The following is a 20,940-nucleotide window of genomic DNA, read 5'->3' on the forward strand; positions in this document are numbered from 1 at the left end:
GTGAAAGTAAAAAATCTGGATTTTGATACGATTACAAACTAAAATCTTTCGAAATTTCTTTTACCGCTTTTTCAATTTGAGATTCTACACTATCAAAAGTGTCTTTTATTTCTTTTCGCTTGCCCTCAGCTTTGGTCCAAGCTTCTATTTGAAGAATTTCTTCAAAAGCTACATTCATGCCTAATAAATCTAAAGATGGTTTTATTTTATGCGCATAGCTATAGGCTAATTTATGGTCTTTAGTCTTAATACCTAGTTTAATTTGGATAAGATCTAACGGTACCTCTGTCACAAAAAGTGTGAGGATCTGATTTACAAATTCAGGGTCGTTGTCTGAAAGTGCATATACTTTTGCTAAATTGTAGTTTAGTGCCATTATTTTACTTGTATTCTAAATAGTTTGTTATTTTCTAAAAATCCTTCTAAAACGTCGTTTGGTTTTACTGCAGCAACTCCATCAGGCGTTCCTGTAAAAATAATGTCTCCAATTTTAAGTGTAAAAAATTGAGAAACATGCGCAATTATTTCATCAATCTTAAACAACATTAGACTAGAATTCCCTCTTTGAACAGTTTTTCCGTTATTTGTTAGTTCAAAATTAATACTTTCTAGCGAACTAAAAATTTTTTTCGATATAAAGTCACCAATAACCGCTGAACCGTCAAAAGACTTCGCTTTTTCCCATGGTAACCCTTTATCTTTTAGTTTTTCTTGCAAATCCCTTGCAGTAAAATCAAGTCCAACACTTATTTCATCATAATACTTATGAGCAAACTTTTGTTCTATGTATTTACCTACTTTATTAATTCTGACAATAAGTTCAATTTCGTGATGAATATCATTAGAAAATTCAGGAATCACAAATGGATGTTGCTTTAATAATACTGCTGAATCTGGTTTTAGAAAAACTATAGGTTCTTCTGGGCGTTCGTTTTGTAACTCCTCTATATGTTGGGTATAATTTCTACCAATACAAATTATTTTCATGATTTTATAGTTGATAGTTGGAAGTTAGCAGATGGAAGTTAGGATAAATTTCTTCAAGCTTCCTACTTCAATCTTCTAACCTATTTTGTATTCATTTTTCTTAATTTAATAGCCGTTAAAACTTTCTTGGTGTACAAAGGAAAATCGGCATTTTGAATCCACCCAAAATAACCGGGTTCATCTTCTAATACTTTTTCTACTTTTGCTCCTTTGTGTTTTCCGAAAGTAAAAACCTCAACGCCCTCTTTGTCATATCCAATAAAGCCAGCAAAATCGACTGATCGTTTACGGGTTGTAAATTCTGATAAAAACTTCGTGTCATTTTTTAATTCAGGATATCGCTCTAGTTGCGCTTTTAGGATTTCATAAGTTGCCATCGTATCGGCTTCGGCAGAATGGGCATTTTCGAGGCTTTTTCCACAATAAAATTTCAATGCTGCACTCAAAGTTCGCTCTTCCATTTTATGAAAAATAGTTTGCACATCAACAGAAACTCTATTTTTCATATCAAAATCGACCCCCGCACGAAGCAATTCTTCTGCTAACAAAGGAATATCAAATCGATCGGAATTAAATCCAGCCAAATCACTATCCTTAATCATGTTGTAAATTTGCGAAGCTAATTCTTTAAATGTTGGCTCATTTGCTACTTTTTCATTGGTAATACCATGAACTGCTATTACCTGAGGAGGAATCACCATTTCTGGATTAACGAGCCATGTTTTACTTTCTTTATTTCCGTTTGGAAATACTTTGAATATAGAGATTTCTACTATTCGATCTTTTGCCACTTCAATTCCAGTAGTTTCAAGGTCGAAAAAGCAGATGGGTTTCTTTAATTTGAGTTCCATTTTAAATTTTTAGGATTACAAATATAAAGTTTTGAAGCTACCGTTTATCGATTTTATAAAGTTTTTCTTAAAATTAAAAACCCAACAAACTTTATAAATTTGTCGGGTTTAGTAATGAAATAATTACTGTTTATATTGTCCTATTTTCATCAAAAGCTTCCAAATATTCCGCTATACGTTTAATAAAACTTCCTCCCAAAGCACCATCAACAACCCTATGATCGTAACTGTGTGAGAGAAACATTTTTTTGCGAATTCCGATAAAATCTCCTTCTGCAGTTTCGATAACTGCAGGCACTTTACGAATGGCTCCTAAAGCTAAAATTCCTACTTGGGGTTGATTGATAATCGGAGTTCCGAATACACTGCCGAAAGTCCCAACATTGGTAACGGTATAAGTTCCCCCTTGAATATCATCTGGTTTTAATTGATTGTTTTTGGCACGGAAAGCCAAATCATTTACCGCTTTTGCCATTCCAAGCAAATTCAGCTGATCGGCATTTTTGATAACGGGAACAATTAAATTTCCGTTAGACAAGGCAGCTGCCATTCCAAGGTTAATGTTTTTCTTTTTTATGATATAATCGCCCTCTACAGAAATATTCATCATTGGAAAATCTTTCAATGCTTTAGCAACAATCTCCATGAATATTGGCGTAAAAGTAAGTTTTTCGCCTTCTCTTTTCTCGAATGCATTTTTATTTTTCTCTCTCCAATCCCAAATAGAGGTAACATCGACCTCTATAAATGATTGCACATGAGCTGAAGTTTGAATGGACTGAATCATATAACCCGAAATCAGTTTGCGCATTCTATCCATTTCAATAATTTCGTCTTGACCATTTACAGAAACTGGCGCGGCTTTTTGAGCAGTTTGTTTTGTAGGTTCTTGAACCGGTTTAGCTATAGGAGTTGCTACAGATTGAGTATTTGAATGAGCTTCGACTTGTTGCTGCACCTCAGCTCTTTGCACCTCTTGATGAACATCTACAGGAGCAATTGGTGTTTGAACAACTGTTTTAGTTGCATTTGTTCTATTGATAATGTAATCTAAAATATCGTTTTTCGTAACTCTACCATCACTTCCTGAACCTGAAATTCGTTCTAATTCAGTTATAGAAATCCCTTCTTCTCTTGCAATATTTCTGACCAATGGAGAAAAGAATTTTTCTGAATGAGAAAAATCTTGTTTTGATGGAGCGTTGGATGCCGCCACATAATCTTTGGCGGCTTCTACAGTTTTGAGAACTTCTGTAACGGCAGCTGGTTCTGAAACTTGAGAAATAGTTTCTTTTACAATTTCACCAGTTACTACTTGTTCCGTTTCAATTATCGCAACTGTTTGACCAACTTGAACCAAATCGTCTTTTTGAAAAAGTTTTTCAACTAAAACTCCTGAAACTTCAGATGGAACTTCGCTATCCACTTTATCGGTAGCAATTTCCAACACTGCTTCGTCCATTTGGATTGTATCGCCAACTTCTTTCAACCAATTTGTGATGGTTGCTTCCGCTACACTTTCTCCCATTTTTGGAAGTTTTAATTCAAATCTTGCCATATTGCCAACCTAAAAGGTGAGTTTTATATTTTAGTTTGCGAAATTAACTTTTTTTCTTTCACTAAACATTGTAAAATTCTCACTTTACAATCTTAATTATTTTTCCTCTATCGTTACTATTATTACTTCCAATGATAAAATTGGAAAACTTTGGCAAAATCTTGAAAGTACATTTAGGATTTCTAAACTCTTCCATACTTGCAATAATCGACTTAAATGTCAATGAATTATTATCAAAAATAATTTCTGTATTTTTTTTCAAATCGATTGTAAGCGAATTTATAGTATTTTTTGTTGTAGAATCAAGTAGGTTGACTTTATTTCCTAACAAGTTTTCAACTGTTTTTTTTAATTCTTCATCTTCTGAAAACAACAAATATTGATCTGGTTGCCTTGAAATAGTTACTGCTTGACTCTTTTTGAATAAGGTAAAAAAGAACGCCCCAATTTTCATGAAAAAATTAAAAAAAAGTGATACTTTAAAATGTTTTTTATAAAAAAATTCCATTGCTTGCTGAAAGCGTTTCATATAAACTTCGTCTCGCACTGTACTTTCTCCTTTATAATGAATTACAGAAGTTTCATGAAAATAATAATTGTTTTTTCCTTTTTGTAAAACCAAATAAGATAAATCGATATCATCAGAGTACATAAAACAATTTTCGTCAAAACCACCTATTTCGAGATACAATTCTTTTTTCATTAGCATAAAAGCCCCTACGAGAATATCGACCTTACCCGTTTCGTTTTCGCTTAAGTGATTAGCATAGTATTTGCCTAATTTCTTTGATTTTGGAAATAATTTATATAATCCTACTATTTTAGTAAACGCTACAAATGGAGTTGGCACACCGCGTTTGCTTTCTGGAAGAAAATTTCCTGCTCCGTCGATTAATTTACAACCTACAATACCAACATTTTCAGTACTTGTAATAAACGAAAGCAACTTTTCAAAAGTATCTTCGGCAATTACAGTATCTGGATTTAGAATACAAATATATTCGCCTTTTGCTTGTGCTACTCCTATATTATTGCCTCTAGGAAAGCCTAAATTTTGTTTATTTTCAATAAGTTTAACATCTGGAAAACGTTGTTTCATCATTTCACAACTGTCATCTGATGAATTATTATCGACCACAATTATTTCAGCATCAATGTCTTGAATAGCGCTTTGAACGCTTAAAACACACAGCTCTAAGAAATAGCGAACATTGTAATTGAGGATGATTATGGATAGTTGCATTTGAGATAATTTAAAGCAACTTAATTAAGTCGTCAGGATTTTTTTGATTATTCCAAAATAAAATTAAGTCGATTTGAAATTTATCTTCAATTGTTTTATGATACAAAGTGGTCTGTTTTGAAACTACTAATGAGTGACAATTGTATTTGGATTTATAAATTCCGATTTTAGGAGTTTTGGATAATGTTGCTAGAAAATCGTAATCTAAATCTTCAAATTTCTGAACTTCAACTTCATTCCATTTTGATAAAATGAAATCTATTTCGTCAAAATAAGTATAAGTTGCAATTGGTTTCCATTCAACTTTATAAATCATTTAAGAAAAGGATATTTTAATTTGGTTCTCCTTTTCATTTCTTCGTTAGAAATTCCCAAACCCATTTTACTTTGTTCCAAACCTATTGCCAACAATTTCTGCAACAAAATTTCTTGTTCTTCGGTATTTGCAGGATCTAGTTTTTCTTCAAAAGTTGTTTTGTAATCCGCTACAGATTCTTTAACAGCATCCGATTCTTCATCAATTGAACTTTTCTTTGAATTTTTCATTTTTGAAAGAATTTTAAAAATCAAATGTACAAAATAATTTTAAAAATTGAAAAATTAAAACTTTGCTTCTTGCTTAGCAATGACTTACTTTTGCAAAAAATTACACTTGTGAATTACTTATCTGTAGAAAATATCTCTAAATCATTTGGAGAGAGAACTCTTTTTGAAAACATTTCGTTTGGCATCAACAAAGACCAAAAAATTGCATTTATAGCCAAAAATGGTTCAGGAAAAACCTGTATCATGAAAATTATTAATAGTGAAGACGAACCCGATACTGGTAATGTGGTTCTAAGAAAAGGCATTAACATGGCTTTTTTGTCACAAGACGCCAATTTACAAGACGAATTGACTATTGAAGAAAGTATTTTTGCTTCGGATAATGTAGTTTTAAAAGTAATCGAAGAATATGAAAAAGCGTTAGAAAATCCTGAAAATGAAGAGGCTTATCAAAAAGCATTTGACAAAATGGATCAACATAATGCTTGGGATTTTGAAACGCAATTCAAACAAATTTTGTTCAAATTAAAGTTGGAAGACTTTAAGTTGAAAGTAAAAAATCTTTCTGGTGGTCAGAAAAAAAGATTGTCATTAGCTATCATTTTAATAAATCGTCCTGACTTATTGATTCTAGATGAGCCTACCAATCACTTAGATTTAGAGATGATAGAATGGCTTGAGAGTTATTTCGCCAAAGAAAATATTACCTTGTTTATGGTAACTCACGACCGTTTCTTTTTAGAACGAGTTTGCAATGAAATTATTGAATTGGACAACGGAAAATTATATCAATACAAAGGTAATTATTCGTATTATTTAGAGAAAAAAGAAGAACGAATTGCTTCAGAAAATTCGAGTGTAGATAAAGCACAAAATTTGTTTGTAAAAGAACTGGAATGGATGCGTCGCCAACCCAAAGCAAGAACAACCAAATCGAAATCGCGTCAAGATGATTTTTACCTAATTAAGGAAAAAGCACAAAGTCGAAGAAAAGAGAATGCAGTAGAGCTTGAAATTAATATGGAACGAATGGGTTCGAAAATCATCGAATTGCATAAAATTTCGAAGAAATTTAAAGACAGAGTCATTTTAGATAATTTTAGTTTCGATTTTCAGCGTGGCGAACGGATTGGAATTATTGGTAAAAACGGAACTGGAAAATCTACTTTTTTGAATTTAATTACAGGAACAATTCCTGTAGATAGTGGAAAAGTAATTACTGGTGATACCATAAAAATTGGCTATTACACACAAAGTGGTATCAACCCAAAACCGGGTCAAAAAGTAATTGATATAATCAAAGAATACGGCGAATTTATTCCACTGGCAAAAGGGAAATTAATTTCGGCAGGGCAATTATTAGAACGCTTTTTATTTGACCGAAAAAAGCAACATGATTTTGTAGAAAAATTATCTGGAGGAGAATTAAAACGTTTGTATTTATGTACTGTTTTGATTCAAAATCCTAACTTCTTGATTCTTGATGAGCCTACGAATGATTTAGATATTGTAACATTGAATGTCCTAGAAAGTTTTCTTTTAGATTATCCAGGTTGTTTGCTTGTGGTGTCGCACGACCGATATTTTATGGATAAAATTGTAGACCACCTATTTGTTTTTAGAGGCGAAGGCTTAATTGAAGATTTTCCTGGGAATTATTCTGATTTTAGAGCTTATGAGGACAGTGCTGATGTTGCTCAAAAAGAAGAAAAAAAAGCGGAGAAAAAAGACTGGAAACAAAACAATCCGACAGGAAATTTAACCTTTAACGAGCAAAAAGAATTTCAAAAAATTGAAAGAGAAATCAAGGATTTGGAAATTGAAAAAGCTAAAATTGAGCAACTTTTTTCTGACGGAAAAATTGCAGACAATGAAATTTCAAATAAAGCAAAAGAATTAGAAATAATTATTAACAAAATCGAACATAAAGAAGAACGCTGGTTTGAGTTGAGTGCAAAAATTGAAGGATGATTTAATTTTTGAATGAAGATTAACGATTTTTGACCCGAGAGCTTTGCTCGAACTGACGAAGTAATTCAGATTTGATGTTTCATAGTATAAAATCATATTTAAAATTTCTTTGGAACTCCAAAAACGAACATGGAGTGCATTCTCCATTTGTGTTTGATTTGGTTACCAAATGTTTCTATGATAAAAAAAAGTATTCTGAATACTCAATTCTAAAAAACTACAGAAAATCACTTTTAGAAAATAAAAATTATATTGAAGTAACTGATTTTGGTGCTGGTTCAAAAATTTTCAAAAGCAACAAAAGACAAATCTCTAAAATTGCAAAAACAGCAGGAATTTCAGAAAAAAGAGCTCAATTATTGTTTAGAATTGTCAGGTATTTTCAACTAAATTTTATTTTAGAAATAGGCACTTCACTTGGATTAGCAACCTCTGCCCTAGCCTTGGGATCGCGAAACTTCGGGACAAAAGCAAAAATTAAAACGGTAGAAGGTTGCCCAAATACAATGAATCAATGTCAATTGGAATTGCAAAAATTCAACTTCAATACTATTGATTGTGTAAATGCAGAATTTTCAAGCTATCTCGAAAACCTGAAACCCGAAACTCTAAACCCGAAACTAATCTACTTCGATGGCAATCATTCCAAAAAAGCCACACTAGATTATTTTGAACTTTTATTACCAACCATTACCAATGAAAGTATTTGGATTTTTGATGATATTCATTGGTCATCTGAAATGGAAGAAGCTTGGGGAATTATTAAACAACATTCAAAAGTTACAGTAACTATTGATACTTTTCAGTGGGGAATTGTATTTTTTAGAATCGAGCAAGAAAAAGAACATTTTGTGATTCGAGTTTAATATTTATTAAAAATAACTCCTTTCTTCTTCGTAAACTTGCCAATTTCTATTTAAACTAGTTGAACTTTATACCTAAATTTGTAACGTTATATTTAAAAACGATACTTATATTTACATTTTAAAATCTAACGAGATGATAAGTCAACCTTTAATAAAAATAACTAACATTAAACGAGATTTTGTTCTTGGAAACGAAATCGTATATGTACTTAAAGGTATTGATTTAGAAATAAACAAAGGAGAATATGTCGCATTAATGGGGCCTTCAGGTTCAGGAAAATCGACTTTGATGAATATTTTAGGATGCTTAGATACTGCTACTTCAGGAAGCTATATTCTAAATAATAAAGATGTAAGCCAAATGCATGATGATGAATTGGCAGAAATTCGGAATAAAGAAATAGGTTTCGTTTTTCAAACTTTTAATTTAATGCCTAGAACAACTGCATTAAATAATGTGGCACTACCAATGATTTATGCTGGCTACTCTAAATCAGAAAGAATTATTCGCGCAAAAGAAGTTCTTGAACAAGTCAATTTAGCTGATAGAATGGATCACCAACCCAACCAACTTTCTGGAGGACAACGCCAACGTGTAGCCATTGCCAGAGCTCTGGTAAACCGACCTTCAATTATTTTAGCCGATGAACCAACCGGTAATTTAGACAGCAAAACATCAAACGAAATCATGAAATTATTTGGCGATATTCATAAATTAGGAAATACTGTAATTTTAGTTACACACGAGGAAGAAATTGCTGCTTATGCCAATAGAATCATTCGATTACGAGACGGATTGATTGAAAGCGACACCACAAAATGATTTTGATTTCAGATTATTCTAAATAATTCCTAAATCAAAAATCTCAAATCAAAAATTATATAGAATGAAAGTATATACAAAAACAGGAGATACCGGCACCACAGCTCTTTTTGGAGGAACAAGAGTTCCTAAAGATCATATTAGAATAGAGAGTTATGGAACTGTAGATGAATTAAATTCGCATATAGGGTTAATTAGAGACCAAGAGATGAATGCCCATTATAAAGATATTCTTATAGAAATTCAGGATCGCCTTTTTACCGTAGGTGCAATTCTGGCTACTCCACCTGAAAAAGAAGTTTTAAAAAACGGAGAATTGCGTCTTAAAAATCTTGGAATTGTAGAAACTGATATCGAACTTTTAGAAAACGAAATCGATGTTATGGAAGAAGCGCTTCCGCCAATGACTCATTTTGTCTTACCCGGCGGACATACAACTGTGTCATATTGTCATATTGCTCGATGTGTTTGCCGAAGAGCAGAACGTTTAGCGGTGCATTTAGACCATAACGAACCCGTTGCAGGAAACGCAATTAAGTATCTTAACCGTCTTTCTGACTATCTTTTTGTACTGGCACGAAAGTTGTCTCATGATTTGAAAGCAGATGAAGTAAAATGGATTCCGAGGAAATAGGAATTTTTATAGTTTTTGTATTACAAAAATCTTAAATTAAAAACTCCAAATCCTTAATAAAAACACGTTCTTAACTTTATTATTAAAATAAATCAAATTTTACTTGACTTTTTGAGTAAAAAAATTATTTTTGCATAAATTAAAATCAAAATAAGATGTATTGGACATTAGAATTAGCATCCTATTTGAGCGATGCGCCTTGGCCGGCTAACAAAGATGAGCTTATTGACTACGCAATTAGAGCTGGAGCACCACTAGAAGTAGTGGAAAATCTTCAATCTATAGAAGACGAAGGCGAGATATATGAATCGATGGAAGAAATTTGGCCGGATTATCCAACAGACGAAGACTACCTTTGGAATGAGGATGAATATTAAAAAAATATTAAAACCAATAAAAGTCTCAGTTGAGGCTTTTTTTTTGTTTAAATTTGCACACCTTATCAATTAAGAAATTATACAACCATCATGAGTTTCATAAATAGTATCATAAAAGTTTTTGTAGGAGATAAATCTCAAAAAGATGTAAAAGCTTTACAAGGAAATGTCAATAAAATTAAAGCACTTGAAAGTATCTTAGGAAATTTATCTAACGATGAATTAAGAGCAAAAACGATTCAGTTTAAAGAAAAAATTAAGTTAGCTCGAGCTGAAAAAGATGCTAAAATTGATGCTTTAAAAAACGAAGTTGAACTGGTTGAAGATATCGACAAAAGAGAAGATATTTACGCCGCTATTGATGCGCTCGAAAAAGAAGCCTACGATATTTCTGAAAAAACATTAGGAGAAATTCTTCCTGAGGCTTTTGCGGTCATTAAAGAAACTGCAAAACGATTCAAAGAAAACACTCAACTCGTAGTTACAGCAACCCCAAAGGATAGAGAACTTTCTGCTACAAAATCATACATCAATATCGTTGGTGACACCGCAGTTTGGGCAAATTCTTGGAATGCTGCCGGGAAACAAATTACTTGGGACATGGTGCATTATGACGTTCAATTAATTGGCGGTATGGTATTGCACGAAGGAAAAGTAGCTGAAATGCAAACTGGTGAAGGAAAAACGTTAGTAGCTACATTACCATTATATCTAAACGCTCTAACCGGAAACGGAGTACATTTAGTAACCGTAAACGACTATTTGGCGAAACGTGATAGTACTTGGAAAGCGCCATTATTTGAATTTCATGGAATGACGGTTGACTGTATTGACAATCACCAACCCAATTCAGATGACAGACGTAAAGCCTACGAAGCTGATATTACTTACGGTACCAATAACGAATTTGGCTTTGATTATTTAAGAGATAATATGGCGCACTCACCAGAAGATTTGGTGCAGAGAAAGCACAATTTTGCTATTGTTGATGAAGTCGATTCGGTTTTGATTGATGATGCGAGAACACCATTAATTATTTCTGGCCCTGTTCCTCAAGGAGATCGCCACGAATTTAATGAATTGAAACCAAAAATCGAAAATTTAGTAAGTCTTCAAAGACAATTGGCTAACGGATTTTTGACTGAAGCCAAACGTTTGGTTAAAGAAGGAAATACTAAAGATGGTGGTTTTAATTTATTGAGAGCCTACAGAGCTTTACCTAAAAACAAAGCTTTAATTAAATTTTTGAGTGAAGAAGGCATCAAACAGTTACTTCAAAAAACAGAAAATCAATACATGCAAGACAACAATCGCGACATGCACCTTGTTGACGAAGCCTTGTATTTTGTGATTGAAGAGAAAAACAATCAAGTTGAATTGTCTGATAACGGAATTAAATTCCTTTCAAACGATACTGGTGGAAATTTCTTTATTTTGCCAGACATTGGAACTGAAATTGCCAGAATAGAAAAATTAGCGTTAAGCAAAGATGAAGAAGCCGAAGAAAAAGAAAAATTGTTTCAAGATTTCTCTATCAAAAGCGAACGTATTCATACTTTAACGCAATTGCTAAAAGCCTACACCCTTTTTGAAAAAGATGTCGAGTATGTAATCATGGACAATAAAATTTTAATTGTCGATGAACAAACAGGGCGTATAATGGATGGTCGTCGTTATTCTGATGGATTACACCAAGCTATTGAAGCTAAAGAAAATGTAAAAATTGAAGCTGCAACCCAAACTTTTGCAACCGTAACTTTACAGAATTATTTCAGAATGTACAGCAAACTAGCTGGTATGACTGGAACTGCGGTAACAGAAGCTGGTGAACTTTGGGAAATATACAAATTAGACGTAGTAGAAATCCCTACCAATCGTCCTATGGCAAGAGCCGATAAAGAAGATTTCATTTATAAAACGACTCGTGAAAAATTCAATGCAGTTATTGAAGATGTAAGCGAATTATCCAATGCAGGTCGTCCTGTTTTAATTGGAACAACATCAGTAGAAATCTCTGAATTACTAAGCCGAATGTTAAAAATGCGTGGTGTTCCTCACAACGTATTGAATGCGAAAATGCACAAACAAGAAGCTCAAATTGTAGAAGAAGCTGGAAAAGCTGGAGTCGTAACCATTGCCACCAATATGGCGGGACGTGGAACGGATATTAAATTATCTCCAGAAGTAAAAGCAGCAGGCGGACTGGCCATTGTAGGTACTGAGCGTCACGATTCTCGTCGTGTAGACAGACAGTTGCGTGGTCGTGCTGGTCGTCAAGGTGATGTAGGAAGTTCACAATTTTATGTTTCACTAGAAGACAACTTGATGCGTCTTTTTGGATCAGAAAGAGTCGCTAAAGTAATGGATAGAATGGGATTGAAAGAAGGCGAAGTGATTCAACATTCGATGATGACCAAATCGATAGAGCGTGCTCAGAAAAAAGTAGAAGAGAATAACTTCGGAACACGTAAACGTTTGTTAGAATATGATGATGTAATGAATGCACAACGTGAAGTGGTTTATAAACGCCGTCGTCATGCTTTGCACGGAGAACGTCTAAAAGTAGATATTGCCAACATGATGTATGACACTTGTGAGGTTATTGTTGAGGCAAACAAACAAGCGAAAGATTTCAAAAATTTTGAATTTGAATTGATTCGCTATTTCTCCATTACGTCTCCTGTTTCAGAAAGTGAATTTGAAAAACTATCTGACATGGAATTGACTGGTAAAGTGTACAAAGTAGCTTTAGAATTCTACACCGAAAAAACAGAGCGAAGTGCAAGAGAAGCTTTTCCAATTATAAAAAATGTTTACGAAGACAAAACCAATCAGTTCGAACGTATTGTAGTTCCTTTTACTGACGGAATCAAATCGTTGAATGTAGTAACTGACTTGAAAAAAGCTTATGAAACCAACGGAAAACAATTGATTGCCGATTTTGAAAAAAACATCACCTTAGCCATTGTTGATGAAGCTTGGAAAAAACACTTGCGTAAAATGGACGAATTGAAACAATCGGTTCAATTAGCGGTTCATGAACAAAAAGACCCGTTGCTTATTTATAAATTTGAAGCATTCAAATTATTCAGTTCTATGCTAAATGGGGTGAATAAAGAAGTAATTTCCTTTTTATTTAAAGGCGATTTACCAGCACAAAATGCACCGGCTATTCAAGAAGCAAAACAAGTTAAGGTAAAAGAAAATTATAAAACCAGTAAAGACGAAGTGCCAAATAGCGATACGCTAGCAGAACAAAATCGTGAAGCCGGAAACACCCAACAACGCCAAGTTACGGAAACCATCGTTAGAGAAATGCCAAAAATCAACAGAAACGATACGGTAACGATTAAACATGTTATGAGTGGTAAAACCGATACCATGAAATACAAAAAAGCAGAAAGCATGTTGCATTCTGGTGAATGGATTATTGTGAATGACTAATTCTTTTTTTGTCATTTAGACGAAGGAGCACTCTAAAATAACAATCCTCAATTGCGAAAGTAGTTGAGGATTTTTTTTATATTTGAATAAATCAAAAATCATGAAAACAAAAATAATTTTGCTATTGCTACTTTGTAGTTTGACCTCTTTTTCTCAAACTATAGAGAAACTGAAAGTAGCTACCAAGAAAATCTATGATGCAAATTATACTATGGATTTTGACACCATCGTAAACCTAACCTATCCGAAAATTGTTGAAACTCTTGGCGGCAAAAATGCCATGCTCAACAAACTCGATTCTGATTATCAGAATGATGAATTTAGAATGCGATTAGAATTAGTAACGCCTGTTTTTCAGTATTCAGAAATAAAAAAAATTGAAGGCAAAACATTTTGCGTCATTACTTATAGAAATCCAATTCGTTATTTTTTTGAAAACAAACTCGACAATGATACCGCTGTAAAAAAAGTCAATTGGCTGAAAGAGAATAATTCTACTAAAGAGGTTTTTTTTGAACCTAAACGCAATAGCATTAATGTAAAACGAATCTCAAAATTGGTTGCTATTGCTGACGAAACGACAAGTAAGGATTGGAAGTTCTTTAACTTTGATGATTCATCGCAAAGGGAAATTTTTAAAGCCCTTTTCAGTGAAAACACAAAAAAAGAATTAGGATTTTAAAAGAACCAAAAAAATAATAATTATCTTTACTTCAATAGATTCTAAAAACTAACTTTAAAACAAATATCATGGCTAAAAGTCAAGACGCAAAGAAAACCGTAAAAAAAGAACCTCTAAAAACGGCAAAAGAGAAAAAAGCTGAAAAGAGAGATAAAAAAAATACACCTAAAAGAGATTAAAAGAAGTACCTATTCGGTACTTTTTATGATTTTGACACGAATTTTTGGTTTTAAATTTAAAACTTTAAACCATTAAGAGAATAAAGATTCATTAAGCAATTATAACTTAACAAATCTTAATTCTATTAATGGTTTTTTTATTTATTTAACTAAAAGTCTTTATTTTATAAAACCTACTAAGTTAGGTTAAAACACTTTTTTACAAACTATCTGGAAAAATTTTCCCTGGATTTAAAATTCCATTAGGGTCAAAAACCGATTTTATTCCTTTCATCAATTGCAATTGCGCTTTACTGAAAGCAATATCCATATAATTTTTCTGAACAAAGCCAATACCGTGCTCCCCTGATAAAGTACCTTTTAAAGAAACGGTTAATTCAAAAATTTCACGAATTCCTTTAGTTACTTCGGTATTCCAATTTTCATCCGTCATATCCCCTTTAATGATATTTACATGAAGGTTTCCATCACCAGCATGACCATAACAAACGGATTTAAATCCGTATTTATTTCCAATTTGTTTAATTCCTGTTAGTAATTTTGGTAATTCGTACCTTGGTACAACCGTATCTTCTTCTTTGTAAATCGAATTTGCTTTTACCGCTTCGGCAACACTACGACGCATTTTCCAAAGTGCATTTTTTTGATCTTCAGTATCTGCAAAAAGCACTTCATCAATTTGAAATTGCTCTACAACAGTCATTATTTTTTCAGCTTCCTGAAATAAAATATCAGGATAATTGCCATCGACTTCTATTAATAAATGCGCTTGAATTGCATCAGGAACTTGCACATTCAATCCTTCTACAAATTGCAAAGTCCAATCAATAGCATCACGCTCCATAAACTCTAAAGCACTTGGAACAATTCCTGCTCTAAAAATTGCTGAAACCGCTTCGCAAGCTTCATTAGCTTTATAAAAAGGAACTAACATGAGCACATTATGTGAATTTCTTGGCAATAATTTCATCACAATTTTTGTGATGATCCCCAGTGTTCCTTCGCTTCCGACCATTAACTGCGTAAGATTGTATCCCGTCGAATTTTTTAAAGTATTGGCTCCTGTCCAAATGATTTCTCCATTGGGTAACACCACTTCTAAATTCAAGACATAATCCTTCGTAACCCCATATTTTACAGCTCGTGCACCACCAGCATTTTCTGCAACGTTACCTCCAATCCAACAACTTCCTTGACTGCTTGGATCAGGTGGATAAAAAAGATTTTTTTCGGCAACAGCTTCTCTTAAAACTTGAGTAATTACTGCTGGTTCTGTAGTTACCTGAAGATTGCGTTCGTCTATTTCTAGAATTTTATTCAGTCGTTCTGTTGATAGCCCAATTCCTTTATGAATACTCAAAGCGCCACCACTCAAACCTGTTCGACCTCCGATTGGTGTCACTGGAATTTTATACTCGTTGGCCAATTTCATAATTTCAGAAATCTCGAAAGCATTCGCAGGTTTTACTACCACATTAGGCGGAAAAACATAATCTTCCGTTTCGTCGTGACCATAATGGTTTCTAGTTTCTTGATCTGAAAAGACATAGGAATCTCCAACAATTTGAAGCAGTTTATTGTGAATTTCAGGTGATATTTCGGTAATCATCATTAACATTTTTGAAATGTGAAATTAGTATTTTTTACAGAGTATTACAACTATAGAAATGGCAAAAAATTAAAATAACTAGCGTTACGAATACCAATTAATTATTTCAGCCACGAATTACACAAATTGGCACGAATTCCTGTTATAATTTTTAAAAAATTAGTGATAATTAGTGTAATTCGTGGCAAAGTTTTTATTTCCTGAAAATTTAGTCTGCTTAGCGGACAGTAATAAAAATTTAAAATGTGATTAAAATCCAATACCAAAATGCCAACGTAATAAACGACATAGGAATTCCAATACCAATCATCATTGTACTTAATTTTGGTTTTAACCCGTAATTTGCAGCTAAAATAGTTCCTGTAATCATTGGTGCCATGGCTGATTCCATAATTGAAACATCGATTTCTAACCCTTTACCATGAAGAATAATTTTATAAAAAAGATAAAAAAAAGCGGGTGTAATCATTAACTTAAAAAATAATCCCAATGCTAAAAATCCCCAATGCTTACTCCTTCTATCAATCGTCAATTGCAAGCCTACAGCAACCAAAGCAATTGGTGTAATCGTGCTTCCTAACTTTTGAAAAACCGATTGCAATTCTATTGGGAAATCAACATTTAACAGATTCAATATACAAGCAAAAACTGTTGCAACAAATGGTGGAAAAAGTAACATTTTTGACATGATTAATCTAAAACTTGGTTTCCCTCTCGAAAAAAAAGTAGCGGTTATAATTCCGAAAGTAGTCAAAACCACAAAAGTTCCAGGCTGATCAATAATAATGGCCGTTTTCAGACCTTCATCGCCATATAAAGCCTGAATGATAGGAAAACCAACGAAAGACGTATTTCCAAGTCCAGCAGTTAGTATCAAACAACCTATGAGTTTATTAGACCAACCCAGTCTTTTTCCGATGAAATAGAAAAAAATGAAAGAGAGTATAAATCCAATCCAAGCAATACCAAGAGGAAATAATAAGGTCGAATTAATTTTAATTTTTGGAATATAAAATAGTACCAATGCGGGCAATGCCACATAGATAATAAATTGATTAAGTGTTTTATAACTATTAATAGGGAAATCTTTTGCTCTTTGCAATATAATTCCAAGGAGCAAGCAGAAAAAAATAAGGATAATGTTTTCCATAGTTTAAAATCGAATGACAAAAATACTCTTTAAAATGTTTGGTCAAGAACAAAATTTCATAACAATATTCTATTAAATTTTAAATAATACTGTTTTTGTTTTCATTACTTTTACTTTTAAAAACTCACTTTTGGCAAATAAAAAAGTACATACAAGCGCACTTCTCGAAAAAGCTGGAATTCCTCCACCTGAAAGTATTAGTTCTAGTGTTGTGAATGAGATTCAGCAATTTAGAAAAGTTCAACCTACTTCAAAAGAGTTGGTTGATGGCATATTGAATGGAAATGTTACCGCTTTAAGTCGGGCGATTACTTTGATAGAAAGCACTAACGTCGCACATGTGGAGAAAGCAAATGAAGTTATAAATGCTTGTTTACCTCACGCTAACAAGTCCGTTCGAATAGGAATTACCGGTGTTCCTGGTGTTGGAAAAAGCACTTTTATAGAAGCTTTTGGAAAATATTTAACCGGTTTAGGTAAAAAAGTAGCCGTTCTTGCCGTTGATCCCAGTAGTACGATTAGTCACGGAAGTATTTTGGGGGATAAAACCAGAATGGAGGAATTGGTAAAAGATAAAAACGCCTATATTCGACCTTCTGCTTCTGGAGAGACTCTTGGTGGAGTTGCCCGAAAAACACGTGAAACCATTACACTTTGCGAAGCCGCAGGATTTGACACTATTATTATAGAAACCGTTGGTGTGGGCCAAAGCGAAACGGCGGTTCATAGCATGGTAGATTTCTTTTTGCTTTTAAAAATTTCTGGTGCTGGAGATGAATTACAAGGTATTAAACGCGGCATTATGGAAATGGCAGATGCCATTGTCATCAATAAAGCAGATGGCGATAATATTAAAAAAGCAAACTTAGCCAAAACAGCATTCAACAGAGCATTGCATCTTTTTCCTGCAAAAAAATCGGGTTGGACGCCGACAGTTTCTACTTGTAGTGCTATTACTCAAGAAGGAATTCCTGAAGTTTGGAAAATGATTGCGCAGTTTTTAGAAATTACTCAAGAGCATAATTATTTCCATGAAAATCGCAAGGAACAAAACCAATTTTGGTTGCTAGAAACTATAAATGAGCAATTAAAGGCTAATTTTTACAACAATACTGCAATAAAAACAGCCTTAATAGCTATAAAAAAAGCAATTTCAACCGATGAAATTTCACCTTTTGCAGCGGCTCAATTGTTGTTGGAAAAGTATTTTAAATGCTAAACACGAATTGAACAAATTCAAACGAATTTCATAAGTGAAGAAAATAGTCTAAACTTACTCTTTCTCGTATCGTTCCATTTCTCGGTCATAAAATTCATTGGCAAGAACAATGAGTCCTTCCATTTCGGCATTCAATTCGGCTTCATCGAGATCTTCGGCTTCTTCCATAAACTCGACTTCATCGTCTTTTAGATTGATGATAAATCTTGGGTAATCTAGGTGAATGATGAAAATATCTTCAGGGAAATCAGTGTTGTCGCCTAGTAAAAATTTTGGTAATTCCATTTTTAAAAATTTAGATGTTAGAAAATAGAGCATAGAATAAAGATAAAAAAACTCAACTTACTGCAAGTCTTTATTCTTTTTTCTATTCTCTAAAAGTCTTTTTTTTATTTATCAGAAAGAATCACTGGTGCACTTCCTTTACCCATAAAAATAATTTTAGTATTAGGAGAAGTGGCAATTTCTTTCTGTGCTTTTATTTGTTCGTATTGCAATTGTTTATCGGTTAATCCTGTTGAAATAATTCTTTGATAATCAGCAATTCCTTGTGCTTCAACTCGCTTTCTTTCGGCTTCTTGCTTTTCTTTTTGCAATACAAAAGTCATTTTTTGAGCATCTTGCTCCGCATTTATTTTACTTTCGATAGTTGTTTTTACCGATGCGGGAAGATTAATGTTTCTAATTAACAATTGCTCCAAAATCAAACCTCTCCTTTTAAAATCATTTTCAATACTTTTAAAAATTCGTTGTTGAAATTCCTCTCTTTTAGTGGAATATAAAGCAACAGCGTCATAATAAACAGCGTTGTCACGAATACGTGTTCTAGTTACGGGACGAACAATTTTATCGGTATAATCCTCTCCAATTTGTTTAAAAATTTTAGGAGCATCATTTGGAGTTACTCGGTATAAAACGGTTAAGTCAATAACGACTTCCAATCCGTCATTTGACAGTACTCTTATCGCATCATCACCTTCTTGAGCACCTTCTGCGTGTATAGCCGACATGGTATAATTTTGAGTTTGAATATCAAAATTAGTAATATCTAAAAGCGGGTTTATAATATGCAATCCGCTTTCGAGAATGTCAGGTTGTACGCTACCATATAGTGACTTTACCCCTACATTCCCCGCATTTATTTGTTTGAACATCGACGAAAACAAGCTCAAAACAATCATTAAAAACCCGACAATTTTAAGAGTTCCTGCAAATTTTGAAAGCGGATTGCTTACATTGCTTTTTAGGGTAAAACTCAAAATCATTAAAATAAAACCTAGAATAATAAATACTATCATTTTTTTATATTTAAATTGGTATGCTTATTATACGATAGAAAACACTTTTAGTTACACTTTATTTATTTTGATTTTGTAAAACTAATTTTTTAGTCAATCTCGCAAAGCGAATATACAAAAATAAAGCCGCAGACGAGAGCCCTGCCAAAAGACCAATCCATATTCCTATTGCTTGTAAATTTGTATACTTACCTAAATAAAAAGAGATAGGAAATCCTATAATCCAATAGGCTACAAATGTAATGTACATAGGAATTTTTACATCTTGCAGTCCTCTTAAAGCACCTAAAACTACTACTTGAATTCCGTCAGAAATTTGAAAAATGGCAACAATTAACAGTAATTTTGAAGCAATAGCTATAATCTCGCCATTGTCTATAGCTTGTGAAGCATCAGACATGTTTAAAAATAAATGCGGTAAATAATTGTGCGAAATCATAAAAAATAATGCAAATACTGTTTCTAAAATAATTGTCAATAAAAATATGGATCTAGCAATGACAATAAGACCTTTATAGTCGTGTGACCCTTTAACATAACTTACTCGAATCATGGCGGTAACACTCAAACCCATTGCCACCATAAAAGTAGTAGATGCTAAAACGAGCGCTATTTGATTTGCTGCTTGACTATTTTTACCCAACGAACCCGATAGCCATATAGCCACGGTAAACAAAGCTACTTCAAACAACATTTGCATGGCCGAAGGCAATCCTAAATTGATAATTTTTTTAAGCATCGTTTTACGAATTTCTTTGAAACTAAAATTTTTAAAGTATCTTTTAAATTTTGAATTTTTTCTCAATAGAAAATGTAAAAAAACCACCATCATAATTCTTGAAATAACGGTACCTAAAGCGGCTCCCAAAATACCTAATTTTGGAAAAATCCAAATACCATAAATCAAAACATAATTAAAAAAAATATGAACCACATTTGCCATAAAAATAGCATACATCGAATATTTTGTTTGAGATAAACCATCGGCAAACTGCTTGTATCCTTGAAAAATAATTACTGGAATTAATGAAAAAGCTACCCAATCGATATACGGAGCTGCTAAATCAGCAACTGCTTTGGGTTGGTGCATTAAGTACATGATTTGTTTGGATAGCACCGTGAGAATAAACAAAGAAACACCTAAAACAATGCACAACAACAATCCGTGGTGAAAAGTAGAACGTATTTTTTTATCGTCTTTTTCAGCATCCGCTTCAGCTGTTAGTGGCGTAATGGCGGTCGAGAAACCAATTCCTATAGACATAGCAATAAAAATAAAACTATTGCCTAACGATGCTGCCGCTAATTCGGTAGAACCTAAATTACCCACCATAAAATTATCGACAATTCCTATCATGGTATGCCCCAACATTCCTAGAATTACAGGATAGGCTAACTTTAAATTATAGGAGAATTCTTTGGTGTATTGAGATAAATTCACTTTGCTTTTTTCAATTGGCGAAGATAGCGTAAATAGACGGGAATTTCAATTTCAATGACAAA

Annotated in this window: 20 protein-coding genes; 8 read left to right on the plus strand and 12 right to left on the minus strand. The window is 33.0% G+C overall.

Features of this window, described 5'->3' with window-relative positions:
- Positions 1-31: 31 nt before the first annotated feature.
- The 7 genes from ACFQ0S_RS00770 to ACFQ0S_RS00800 all read right to left on the minus strand — a co-directional run bounded on the left by ACFQ0S_RS00770 (position 32) and on the right by ACFQ0S_RS00800 (position 5,185).
- A complete protein-coding gene (locus ACFQ0S_RS00770; protein WP_379755484.1) occupies positions 32-376 on the minus strand; it encodes an Hpt domain-containing protein in 345 nt (114 codons plus the stop codon).
- Complete coding sequence (locus tag ACFQ0S_RS00775; RefSeq protein ID WP_379755481.1) at positions 376-987, minus strand: fumarylacetoacetate hydrolase family protein; 612 nt, start codon at positions 985-987, stop codon at positions 376-378. Before ACFQ0S_RS00775 ends, ACFQ0S_RS00770 begins: the two co-directional genes overlap by 1 nt.
- Before the next feature lie 80 nt (positions 988-1,067).
- Positions 1,068-1,838 (minus strand): exonuclease domain-containing protein, encoded by a 771-nt coding sequence (locus ACFQ0S_RS00780; RefSeq protein ID WP_379755478.1) that lies wholly within the window; start codon positions 1,836-1,838, stop codon positions 1,068-1,070.
- A 130-nt stretch (positions 1,839-1,968) separates the two neighbouring features.
- Entirely contained in the window at positions 1,969-3,396 is a 1,428-nt protein-coding gene (locus ACFQ0S_RS00785) for a dihydrolipoamide acetyltransferase family protein (protein ID WP_379755474.1), read from the minus strand.
- A 79-nt stretch (positions 3,397-3,475) separates the two neighbouring features.
- Positions 3,476-4,639 (minus strand): glycosyltransferase family 2 protein, encoded by a 1,164-nt coding sequence (locus ACFQ0S_RS00790; RefSeq protein WP_379755471.1) that lies wholly within the window; start codon positions 4,637-4,639, stop codon positions 3,476-3,478.
- A gap of 10 nt (positions 4,640-4,649) precedes the next feature.
- The gene (locus tag ACFQ0S_RS00795; protein WP_379755468.1) at positions 4,650-4,955 is read right to left on the minus strand and encodes a hypothetical protein; all 306 of its coding nucleotides are present in this window, start codon (positions 4,953-4,955) and stop codon (positions 4,650-4,652) included.
- A complete protein-coding gene (locus ACFQ0S_RS00800) occupies positions 4,952-5,185 on the minus strand; it encodes a hypothetical protein (protein ID WP_379755465.1) in 234 nt (77 codons plus the stop codon). The genes ACFQ0S_RS00795 and ACFQ0S_RS00800 overlap by 4 nt, the downstream gene beginning before the upstream one ends.
- 108 nt (positions 5,186-5,293) lie before the next feature.
- On the opposite strand from ACFQ0S_RS00800, the gene ACFQ0S_RS00805 reads away from it, so the two are divergent.
- The 7 genes from ACFQ0S_RS00805 to ACFQ0S_RS00835 all read left to right on the plus strand — a co-directional run bounded on the left by ACFQ0S_RS00805 (position 5,294) and on the right by ACFQ0S_RS00835 (position 13,982).
- Complete coding sequence (locus tag ACFQ0S_RS00805; protein WP_379755461.1) at positions 5,294-7,156, plus strand: ABC-F family ATP-binding cassette domain-containing protein; 1,863 nt, start codon at positions 5,294-5,296, stop codon at positions 7,154-7,156.
- A gap of 74 nt (positions 7,157-7,230) precedes the next feature.
- Positions 7,231-8,022 (plus strand): class I SAM-dependent methyltransferase, encoded by a 792-nt coding sequence (locus ACFQ0S_RS00810; RefSeq protein ID WP_379755458.1) that lies wholly within the window; start codon positions 7,231-7,233, stop codon positions 8,020-8,022.
- Positions 8,023-8,158: 136 nt separating this feature from the next.
- Positions 8,159-8,845, plus strand: coding sequence for an ABC transporter ATP-binding protein (locus ACFQ0S_RS00815; RefSeq protein ID WP_379755657.1), 687 nt, complete (start codon positions 8,159-8,161; stop codon positions 8,843-8,845).
- 64 nt (positions 8,846-8,909) lie between these two features.
- A complete protein-coding gene (locus ACFQ0S_RS00820) occupies positions 8,910-9,479 on the plus strand; it encodes a cob(I)yrinic acid a,c-diamide adenosyltransferase (protein WP_379755455.1) in 570 nt (189 codons plus the stop codon).
- A 155-nt stretch (positions 9,480-9,634) separates the two neighbouring features.
- Positions 9,635-9,856: a DUF2795 domain-containing protein gene (locus tag ACFQ0S_RS00825; protein WP_007138072.1), complete on the plus strand. Its 222-nt coding sequence runs from the start codon at positions 9,635-9,637 to the stop codon at positions 9,854-9,856.
- A gap of 90 nt (positions 9,857-9,946) precedes the next feature.
- Positions 9,947-13,300 carry a preprotein translocase subunit SecA gene (secA, locus tag ACFQ0S_RS00830; protein ID WP_379755452.1) on the plus strand — a complete coding sequence of 1,118 codons (3,354 nt, stop codon included), beginning with the start codon at positions 9,947-9,949 and terminating at the stop codon, positions 13,298-13,300.
- Between the two features lie 100 nt (positions 13,301-13,400).
- Positions 13,401-13,982, plus strand: coding sequence for a hypothetical protein (locus ACFQ0S_RS00835; RefSeq protein ID WP_379755449.1), 582 nt, complete (start codon positions 13,401-13,403; stop codon positions 13,980-13,982).
- A gap of 378 nt (positions 13,983-14,360) precedes the next feature.
- Here the strand turns inward: ACFQ0S_RS00835 and ACFQ0S_RS00840 are convergent, their stop codons facing one another.
- Positions 14,361-15,770: an FAD-binding oxidoreductase gene (locus ACFQ0S_RS00840; protein WP_379755446.1), complete on the minus strand. Its 1,410-nt coding sequence runs from the start codon at positions 15,768-15,770 to the stop codon at positions 14,361-14,363.
- A 238-nt stretch (positions 15,771-16,008) separates the two neighbouring features.
- Positions 16,009-16,920 carry an AEC family transporter gene (locus ACFQ0S_RS00845; RefSeq protein WP_379755443.1) on the minus strand — a complete coding sequence of 304 codons (912 nt, stop codon included), beginning with the start codon at positions 16,918-16,920 and terminating at the stop codon, positions 16,009-16,011.
- A 130-nt stretch (positions 16,921-17,050) separates the two neighbouring features.
- Between ACFQ0S_RS00845 and meaB the strand changes: the two genes are divergently transcribed.
- Positions 17,051-18,139, plus strand: a complete 1,089-nt coding sequence (gene meaB, locus ACFQ0S_RS00850; RefSeq protein ID WP_379755440.1) for a methylmalonyl Co-A mutase-associated GTPase MeaB — start codon at positions 17,051-17,053, stop codon at positions 18,137-18,139.
- A 54-nt stretch (positions 18,140-18,193) separates the two neighbouring features.
- Here the strand turns inward: meaB and ACFQ0S_RS00855 are convergent, their stop codons facing one another.
- The 3 genes from ACFQ0S_RS00855 to ACFQ0S_RS00865 form a co-directional block, all read right to left on the minus strand.
- The gene (locus tag ACFQ0S_RS00855; RefSeq protein ID WP_379755437.1) at positions 18,194-18,424 is read right to left on the minus strand and encodes a hypothetical protein; all 231 of its coding nucleotides are present in this window, start codon (positions 18,422-18,424) and stop codon (positions 18,194-18,196) included.
- A gap of 104 nt (positions 18,425-18,528) precedes the next feature.
- Complete coding sequence (locus tag ACFQ0S_RS00860; protein ID WP_379755434.1) at positions 18,529-19,437, minus strand: prohibitin family protein; 909 nt, start codon at positions 19,435-19,437, stop codon at positions 18,529-18,531.
- A 58-nt stretch (positions 19,438-19,495) separates the two neighbouring features.
- Entirely contained in the window at positions 19,496-20,878 is a 1,383-nt protein-coding gene (locus ACFQ0S_RS00865; protein WP_379755431.1) for an MATE family efflux transporter, read from the minus strand.
- Between the last annotated feature and the right edge of the window lie 62 nt (positions 20,879-20,940).

Origin of the sequence: Flavobacterium myungsuense (assembly GCF_042677265.1) — a bacterium.
Taxonomy (GTDB): Bacteria; Bacteroidota; Bacteroidia; order Flavobacteriales; family Flavobacteriaceae; genus Flavobacterium; species Flavobacterium myungsuense.